The organism is Streptomyces sp. BRA346, assembly GCF_052851135.1.
Genome location: NZ_JAIWIH010000065.1, coordinates 24,301 through 33,262, shown reverse-complemented (window position 1 = coordinate 33,262; position 8,962 = coordinate 24,301). Strand labels below are relative to the sequence as shown.

At 72.1% G+C, this 8,962-nt stretch carries 7 protein-coding genes; 4 read left to right on the top strand and 3 right to left on the bottom strand.

The window, feature by feature from the left end:
• Positions 1-1,303, top strand: a 1,303-nt coding sequence (locus LCH29_RS41510; RefSeq protein ID WP_446466862.1) for a DUF2637 domain-containing protein, incomplete at its 5' end; no start/stop codon positions are given.
• An 83-nt stretch (positions 1,304-1,386) separates the two neighbouring features.
• Here LCH29_RS41510 and lysS read toward each other — a convergent pair.
• Entirely contained in the window at positions 1,387-3,147 is a 1,761-nt protein-coding gene (gene lysS / locus LCH29_RS41505; protein ID WP_446466861.1) for a lysine--tRNA ligase, read from the bottom strand.
• A 178-nt stretch (positions 3,148-3,325) separates the two neighbouring features.
• Between lysS and argS the strand changes: the two genes are divergently transcribed.
• Positions 3,326-5,113 carry an arginine--tRNA ligase gene (gene argS / locus LCH29_RS41500; protein ID WP_446466860.1) on the top strand — a complete coding sequence of 596 codons (1,788 nt, stop codon included), beginning with the start codon at positions 3,326-3,328 and terminating at the stop codon, positions 5,111-5,113.
• A gap of 72 nt (positions 5,114-5,185) precedes the next feature.
• Here argS and LCH29_RS41495 read toward each other — a convergent pair whose 3' ends face one another.
• On the bottom strand, positions 5,186-6,691 hold the full coding sequence (locus tag LCH29_RS41495; protein ID WP_446466859.1) for an alpha/beta hydrolase: 1,506 nt from the start codon (positions 6,689-6,691) through the stop codon (positions 5,186-5,188).
• A gap of 198 nt (positions 6,692-6,889) precedes the next feature.
• Here LCH29_RS41495 and LCH29_RS41490 point away from each other — a divergent pair, with 198 nt between their 5' ends.
• Together LCH29_RS41490 and LCH29_RS41485 are read left to right on the top strand one after the other, a co-directional pair.
• Entirely contained in the window at positions 6,890-7,477 is a 588-nt protein-coding gene (locus LCH29_RS41490) for an AMIN-like domain-containing (lipo)protein (RefSeq protein ID WP_446466858.1), read from the top strand.
• A 124-nt stretch (positions 7,478-7,601) separates the two neighbouring features.
• Positions 7,602-8,267, top strand: coding sequence for a nucleoside/nucleotide kinase family protein (locus LCH29_RS41485; RefSeq protein ID WP_446466857.1), 666 nt, complete (start codon positions 7,602-7,604; stop codon positions 8,265-8,267).
• Positions 8,268-8,325: 58 nt separating this feature from the next.
• On the opposite strand, the gene LCH29_RS41480 is transcribed toward LCH29_RS41485, so the two are convergent.
• The gene (locus LCH29_RS41480) at positions 8,326-8,940 is read right to left on the bottom strand and encodes an NIPSNAP family protein (RefSeq protein WP_446466856.1); all 615 of its coding nucleotides are present in this window, start codon (positions 8,938-8,940) and stop codon (positions 8,326-8,328) included.
• Positions 8,941-8,962: the final 22 nt, after the last annotated feature.

The window sequence follows — 8,962 nt, the reverse complement described above, 5'->3', positions numbered from 1 at the left end:
CGGCGCCTTCGCCAACGTCTTCCCCATCGGGATCGACGCCGGGATCTGCGTCCTGCTGGCCCTGGATCTGCTGCTGACCTGGATCCGCATCCCCTTCCCGCTGCTGCGCCAGACCGCGTGGATGCTCACCGCGGCGACCATCGCCTTCAACGGCGCCGCCGCCTGGCCGGACCCGATCGGCGTCGGCATGCACGGCGTCATCCCGGTGCTCTTCGTCGTCTCCGTCGAGGCCGCCCGGCACGCGATCGGCCGGATCGCCGACATCACCGCCGACCGGCACATGGAGTCGGTCCGCCTCGTCCGCTGGCTGCTGGCGCCGATCCCGACCTTCCGGCTGTGGCGCCGGATGAAGCTGTGGGAGCTGCGCAGCTACGACGAGGTCATCCAGCTGGAACAGGACCGGCTGGTCTACCAGACCCGGCTCCAGGCCCGCTACGGGCGGCAGTGGCGCCGCAAGGCCCCGGTGGAGGCACTGATGCCGCTGCGGCTGGCGCGCTACGGGGTGCCGCTGTCGGACACCGCCCCGGCGGGCCTCGAGGCGGCCGGGCTGGAGGCGAGCGCCTTCTCCCCCACCGCGCTGCCGTCGGGCACCGCGGGGGGCGGGGCCGGGCGGACGCCGGAGACGGCGTACCCGGGGATGCAGCCGGGCGTCTACGGCGCGGCCCATGGGCAGCCGGGCGTCTACGGGGCGGCCGACGGCACCGGCTTCGGCGCCGTTCCCGCTCAGCAGCAGCCGCAGGAACTGCCGCTCTCGCTGCCGCTGCCGGTCTACCAGCAGCCGACAGGTCAGGAGCACGACGGCCGGGGCGCCGTCCCGTTCGACCCCGCCGCCGCTGCCCATCCGGCGCAGCACGAGCAGCCGGGCGGGCCCCAGCAGCCCGGGCAGCCGGGCGGGCCCCAGCAGCCCGGGCAGCCGCAGGTCACCGTGCCGGTCGGGCCCAACCGGGTCCGCCAGCTCGGCGGCCAGGGCGTGGGGAACGCCCAGGGTGCGTACGTCCCGGAACAGCGCGGCCAGGAGCAGCGCGGCCAGGAGCAGCGCGGCCAAGAACAGCTGTACGTCGAGCAGCCGGGGGCGCCCGCCGCGGCGGCGATGCCGGACGACGTCCCGCGCGACGAGGTGTTCTACGCGACCTACCGCCAGTACCTCGCCGACAACGGACGCTTCCCGTCCGCGTACCAGTTCGGTCAGCGGCTGCGCGAGGCGTACGGCGTCGCCGACCTCAGCAACGACGAGCTGACCGGCTTTGTGAACGACTACAAGGACCGCTACCGCACCGAGATGCAGGCGGAGCACATCCCGTAAAGCGCAGGATCAGGGCCTCGATAACGGCGTGAGCCGGTCGGGCCCGCGGCCCGCCCGGCTCACGCCGTTTATCGTCGTCCGGCTCAGGCCACGAGCAGCTTGCGCACCCGGTCCGCCCCCACCGCGAGCAGCAGGGTGGGCAGCCGCGGCCCGGTGTCCCGCCCGACCAGCAGCTGGTAGAGCAGCGCGAAGAACGCCCGCTGGGCGACCTTCAGCTCCGGCGTCGGCTTGGCGTCCGCCGACAGCCCCGCCTGGAGCTTCGGCACGCCGTAGACCAGCGTCGTCAGCCCGTCGAGCGACCAGTGCTCGTCCAGCCCGTCGAGCAGCAGCCGCAGCGACTCGCGCTCGGTCTCGCCGAGCGAGGCCAGCAGCTCGGTGTCCGGCTCGTCCCGGACCCGGGTGCGCTGCTCGGCCGGGACCTGGGTGGTGATCCAGCGCTCGGCCCGGTCGAGCCGCGGCCGGGTCTCGTCCAGGGACGTCACCGGGTTCGCCGGGTCCAGCTCGCCGAGGATGCGCAGCGTCTGCTCGTCGTGCCCGGTGGTGATGTCCACCACGGAGGCGAGCATGCGGTACGGCAGCGGGCGCGGGGTGCGGGGCAGCTCACCGCCGGCCGTGCGGGTCGCCCGGCTGTACGCGGCGGAGTCCGCGGGCTGCGCCGAACCGTCGTTGATCTTGCGCTCCAGGGCGTCCCACTCGTCGTAGGTGCGCTGGATCTCCTGATCGAAGGCGATCTTGAAGGACTGGTTCGGCCGACGGCGCGCGTACAGCCAGCGCAGCAGCGGCGCCTCCATGATCTCCAGCGCGTCGGCCGGGGTCGGCACGCCGCCCTTGGAGGAGGACATCTTGGCCATGCCGCTGATGCCCACGAACGCGTACATCGGGCCGATCGGCTGATCGCCGCCGAAGACCTCGCGCACGATCTGCCCGCCCACCACGAACGAGGAGCCGGGCGAGGAGTGGTCGACGCCGGAGGGCTCGAAGACGACGCCCTCGTACGCCCAGCGCATCGGCCAGTCGACCTTCCAGACCAGCTTGCCGCGGTTGTGCTCGCTGAGCAGCACGGTCTCGGCGTGGCCGCAGGCGCAGGTGTAGGTCAGCTCGGTGGTCTTGTCGTCGTACGAGGTCACGGTCGTCAGATCGCGCTCGCAGACCGAGCAGTACGGCTTGTACGGGTAGTACCCGGCGCCGCCCGCGCTGCCGTCGTCCTCGGCGGCCGCCCCCGAGCCCTCGGCGGCCTCCAGCTCGGCCTCGTCGACCGGCTTCTGCTTCTTCTGCTGCTGCTTCTTCGCGTCCTTCGCGCCCGGCTTGTCCTTCGTGCGGTACCGGTCGAGGACGGCGTCGATCTGCTCGCGGTGGTGCATCGCGTGCAGGATCTGCTCGCGGTAGGCGCCCGAGGTGTACTTCTCGGTCTGGCTGATGCCGTGGAACTCGATGCCCATCGCGCTCAGCGCCTCGATCATCGGCGCCTTGAAGTGCTCGGCCCAGTTCGCGTACGACGATCCGGGCGGGGCCGGGACGGAGGTCAGCGGCTTGCCGATGTGCTCGGACCAGGACGGGTCGACCCCGGCCGGGACCTTCCGGTACCGGTCGTAGTCGTCCCAGGACAGGATGTGCACGCAGTCGTATCCCCGGCGCCGGATCTCGTCGGCGACCAGGTGCGGCGTCATGACCTCGCGCAGATTGCCGAGGTGGATCGGGCCGGACGGGCTGAGGCCCGAGGCGCAGACGATCGGTTTGCCGGGCGCGCGTCGCTCCGCCTCGGCAATGACCTCGTCGGCGAATCGGGAGACCCAGTCGGTCTCGGTGCTCTGAGCCACGGTCGGCACTTCCTTCCTTGCGGTCATGGCACCGACCATTGTCCCAGACGGAGGAGGGGCCTTCGGGGTTGCCCACAGGTTGTCGTCATCCGCATCCGGAGTTGTCCACAGGCGTCCACAGCCCGGAGAAAGGGTTGGACGGCCCATGAAATACTGGGGTGGCCAGATTGGTAACCCAGCCCTCTATAGGAACGGCACCTCACCCATGGCCTCGGTCCCCTCCCTTGCCGCTTCGGTCCACCAGCGCGTCGCGAACGCCCTCACGGCTGCCCTGCCGGAGGCCGGTTCCGCGGACCCGCTGCTGCGACGAAGCGACAGGGCCGACTTCCAGGCCAACGGGATGCTGGCGCTGGCGAAGCAGCTGAAGGGGAATCCGCGCGAGCTGGCGGCCAAGGTCGTGGAGCGCCTCCCGGTCGCCCCGTCCTCCGCCGACCCCGACTCGGTGATCGCCGACATCGAGGTCTCCGGCCCCGGCTTCCTCAACATCACCGTCGCGGACTCGGCCATCACCGCGACCCTCGCCGCGCGCGCCGCCGACGACCGGCTCGGCGTCCCGTTCGCGGCCGACGCGGGCACGACCGTGATCGACTACGCCCAGCCGAACGTGGCGAAGGAGATGCACGTCGGCCATCTGCGCTCGGCGGTGATCGGCGACGCGGTGGTCAAGATCCTGGAGTTCACCGGCGAGAAGGTGATCCGGCGCCATCACATCGGCGACTGGGGCACCCAGTTCGGCATGCTCATCCAGTACCTGATCGAGCACCCCCACGAGCTGGACCACAAGGACGCCGCCTCCGGCGAAGAGGCGATGTCCAACCTGAACCGGCTCTACAAGGCGGCGCGCGCGCTCTTCGACTCCGACGCGGAGTTCAAGGAGCGGTCCCGGCGGCGGGTGGTGGACCTCCAGGCCGGGGACGAGCAGACGATCGCCCTGTGGCGGAAGTTCGTGGACGAGTCGAAGATCTACTTCTACTCGGTCTTCGACAAGCTCGACATCGAGGTCCATGACCCCGACGTGGTCGGCGAGTCCGGTTACAACGACATGCTGGCCGAGACCTGCCGCCTGCTGGAGGAGTCCGGCGTCGCGGTCCGCTCCGAGGGCGCGCTGTGCGTCTTCTTCGACGACGTCAAGGGCCCGGACGGCAACCCGGTGCCGCTGATCGTCCAGAAGTCCGACGGCGGCTTCGGCTACGCGGCCACCGACCTGTCCGCGATCCGCGACCGGGTGCAGAACCTCCAGGCCGACACCCTGCTGTACGTGGTGGACGCCCGGCAGTCGCTGCACTTCAAGATGGTCTTCGAGACCGCCCGCCGGATCGGCTGGCTGAACGAGAAGGTGCACGCCGTCCAGCTCGCCTTCGGCACGGTCCTCGGCAAGGACGGCAAGCCGTTCAAGACCCGCGCGGGCGAGACGGTCCGGCTGGAGGACCTGCTGGACGAGGCGAGCGAGCGGGCTGCGGCCGTGGTCCGGGAGAAGAGCGAGAAGCTCGGCCTCACGGAGGCGGAGATCCAGGAGCGCGGCGGCCAGGTGGGCATCGGCGCGGTGAAGTACGCCGACCTGTCCACCTCCGCCTCCCGCGACTACAAGTTCGACCTCGACCAGATGGTCTCGCTCAACGGCGACACCTCGGTCTACCTCCAGTACGCGTACGCCCGCATCCAGTCGATCCTGCGCCGCGCCGACGAGACGCAGTCCCCGGCGCCCCACCCGGAGCTGCCGCTGGCCCCCGCCGAGCGGGCGCTGGGCCTCCACGTGGACCAGTTCGCGGAGACGCTGGCCGAGGTGTCCGCGTCGTACGAGCCGCACAAGCTCGCCGCGTACCTCTACCAGCTGGCCTCGCTCTTCACGACCTTCTACGACCAGTGCCCGGTCCTGAAGGCCGAGGACGGCCCGGCCCAGGTCGAGAACCGGCTCTTCCTGTGCGACCTGACCGCCCGCACGCTGCGGCAGGGCATGTCCCTGCTGGGCATCCGGACGCCCGAGCGCCTCTGAGCACTCCGTTCGCTCCCGTGAACGGCCGCGCGGCGGTCCCGGTCAGGCCGACCGGGACCGCCGCGCGGCCGTTCACGGCCCTTCCGGGGCTTCCGCCTCCGGTGCCGGGCAGGACACGTCGCGCACCGGCCGTTCGCCGCGCACCAGGTAGTCCGTCACCGCGCGGTCCGCACAGGCGCTGGTGTACGGGGCCGGGACATAGGCCGCGCCGTGGCCCGTGGCGTCGACGGTGACCATCCGCGCCCGGTCGCCGTAGGCGCGGCGCGCGTTGAGCGCCCCGCTGTAGGGCGTGGCAATGTCGTAGCGGTTCTGCACGAGCAGGACGTTGGACGGGCCGCGGTCGGTGATGCGGACCGGCTTGTCCTGGGGCTCGTACGGCCAGAAGGAACACGGCGTGATGTTCACCGGCATGCCCGCGGTGAGCGGGTGGGAGGCGCGACTGGCGGCGACGTCGCGGGCGTAACCGGGGATCGACGTCGGCCACTCCACGTCGTTGCAGAGGGTCGCGAAGGACACGGCCGCGGTGTCCTGCGGCAGAACCGGCGGCACCGCGCCGGGCACCTTGCCGTCCTCCGCGTCCTCGACGAGCCGGGCCAGCCCCTCGAACTGGGCCCGGGAGTACAGGGCGGTCAGGACGCTCTGGCGGAACACGTTCCCGTTCAGCACCGGCGGGTTGGCGCCGTCCCAGCGCAGGGGCTCGGCGTCCAGCCGGGCGGCCAGGCCGAGGACGCGGCGGCGCACCCCGGCGGGGGTGTCGGCGAGGCGGACCGGACTGCCGGGGTCCGAGGCCCACTTCGCGAAGGCGGGGAAGGTGTCCTCGGCGCCGACCGCGAAGTTGGCCAGCCAGCCGCGCCCCACCCGCGTCGGGTCCGGGTCGTCGTTGCTGTCCAGCACCCAGCGGTCGGTGCGCTCCGGGTACAGCTGCGCGTACACGGACCCCACGTACGTCCCGTACGACCGGCCCCAGGCCGACAGTTTCCGCTCGCCGAGCGCCCGGCGGACGCTGTCGATGTCGCGCGCCTCGTTGACGGTGCTGAGGGTGGGCAGCAGGTCGCCGCCGTTGCGGGCGCAGGTGTCGGCGATGCGGCGGGCGGTGGTGACGTTCTCCGTGATGTCGCCGTCGGCCGCGGGCCAGGGGCGGGTGGTGACCAGGGACCGGTCCCCGGCCGCCAGATCGCAGCTCGCGGACGTGGATTGGCCCATTCCGCGCGGGTCGAAGGCAACGAGGTCGTAGGCGTCCCGCACCGACTGCGGTAGCCGCTTGCCGACGGTGGACGGCCTGTTCAGGCCGGACTCCCCGGGCCCGCCGGGGATCAGCAGCAGCGTGCCGCGGCGGGCGTCCGGCCGCTCGCTGCGGATGCGGGAGACGGCGAGCGTGATCCGCTTCCCGTCCGGGTCGCGGTAGTTGAGGGGTACGTCGAGCGTGGCGCACTCCTGGCGGGCGTCGTGGCCGGTGCCCTCGCACGCCCCCCAGCTGAGTGCGCTGGTCGCCTCGGCGGGGGACACGGTGGTCAGGACGGAGGCGGTGGCGGCGACGGCGAGGGCCAGCGCGGCGGTCTTGCCGGTCATCAGTGGCATGGGGACGAGCCTGTCCGAACCGGACGGGCGGGCCCATCCGGTCACCCGGCCGGTGGGCGCTGCGGATAACCCCACCCTTAAGGGGCGGCCCCGACCGTACCCTTTGCGACAGATTCTCCGATTGGAGACAACCCCCGGACCCTCCGGCCCGTCAAACCTCATGCATCATCCGTCAATCGAGACACTGGGGGTAAGGACATGCGACGGTGGGGAACCTCGCTCGCCGCGATCGTGCTGGCAGGCGCCGGACTGGCGGTGACGGCCGGAACGGCGGAGGCGGCGCAGGCCACCGGTGCGGGCACGGCCGCGGCGTGCGCCACCGGCTGGGGCAGCGGCGAGAAGACGGCGCCCTCGGGCAACGCCAAGCCGCTGGAGAACATCAGGACCGGTCAGCACGAGTGCTTCGACCGCATGGTCTTCGACGTGAAGGGCGCCACGGCCGCCGACCACGTGCGCTTCGACGTGCGGTACGTCGACGCGCTGTACCAGGACGGCTCCGGGGACCCGATCCCGGTGAACGGCGGGGCGATCCTGGACATCCGGGTGGGCGCGCCCAGCTACGACTACGAGTCGGGCCACAGCACGTACCCGGGCAAGGCCCGGCAGCCGCTGCCGGGCGTGAACGTCTCCGGCTACCAGACCTTCCGGGACACCCGCTACGGCGCCAGCTTCGAGGGGGACACCCAGATCGGCCTCGGCGTGCGGGCCCGGCTGCCGTTCCGGGTCTTCCAGTCCGACGGCAAGGTCATCGTGGACGTCGCCCACTTCTGGACCGCCGCCCGCTGAGCGGGGGCGCTACGCGCCCATGACCGACGGCGGCGCAGGCGCCCCCTCAAAAGGGGAGCCCGGGGCGGCGGTGTAGAACGGGCTGGCCTGAAGCACTCACCCGGACTCCCCGAAAGCACCCGCCATGACTCCCCAGCAACTTCTTGATCGCGCCCGTCGCCTGGCCGACTCCGGCGGCCGGCGGCTGCTCGGAATCGCCGGACCGCCCGGGGCCGGCAAGACGACCCTCGCCGAGTACCTGGTCGGGGCGCTCGGCCCCGACCGCGCGGTCCTGGTCCCCATGGACGGCTTCCACCTCGCCGACGTCGAGCTGCGCCGCCTCGGCCTGCTGGACCGCAAGGGCGCCCCGGAGACGTTCGACCCGTACGGCTACACCGCACTGCTGCGGCGCCTGAAGGAGCCGCGCCCCGGCGAGACGGTGTACGCCCCCGGCTTTGAACGCGAGCTGGAGCAGCCCATCGCGGGCTCCCTCCCCGTGGCTCCGGAAGTCCCCCTCGTCATCACCGAGGGCAACTACCTGCTGCTGGACGACGCGCCCTGGCGCCCGGTCCGCGACCTGCTGGACGAGACCTGGTGGGTCGAGCTGGACACCGAGGAGCGGGTACGGCGGCTGATCGACCGCCACGAGCAGTTCGGCAAGGAGCCCGCCGAGGCCGAACGCTGGGTCCTCACCACGGACGAGGCCAACGCCCGCCGCGTCGCCCCGGGCCGCGAGGCCGCCGACCTCGTCATCGGCTTCACCGCGGGCCACGCCCCGCACCCGGCCGACGCTGGGGAGGCACCGGCATGACCCGGGCCCCCCGAACCTCGGGGCCGCCGACTGATTCCCGCTCGGCGCGACGGGCCGGTCAGCGCAACGGCGAGATCGGCGTCGGCAGGGCGATCGTCGAGGTGGCGTCCGCGATGTTCTCCGGCCCGTTCTCCGGCGGCCAGATGCCGCGTTCGTAGGACTCCCGGCGGATCTCCAGCCGGGCGTCGAGCACCGGAAACGGCCAGATGTGGGTGATCCGGGGAACACCGTCCAGGCCGTACATGGCCGTCGTCAGCGGGTAGAGCCGGGTGCGTTCGGGCACCGCGGCCTCCCACCCGGCCATCGTGGGTACGAGACCCCCGACCTTGAGCCGGTACGTGCGGAACTCGTACACCGAGCCGTACTCCCCCGGCTCGACCGGCGGCAGGAAGGGGAACGGGGCGTAGCTCTCCACCTGGAACCCGGTCAAGTGCTCGCCGATGCCGAAGGGGTCCGGGCTGGTGAGGACGCGCCCGCGCTCCTCGGTGAGCTCGTCGGCGTTCTCGAAGCCGCGCAGCACGAGCAGCCGCCCGACGATCTCGCCGTGCTCGGGCTCCCAGCAGCCGAGCAGTCGGCCGCCGGTGGCATCGCGCATGGTGTAGCTCTCCAGGGCGGACAGCGCCTTGGGGACGGAGTACAGCTTGAGCGACAGGGTCGCGAGTTCGTAGAGCATCGTCGGTCCTCTCCTACCGGGC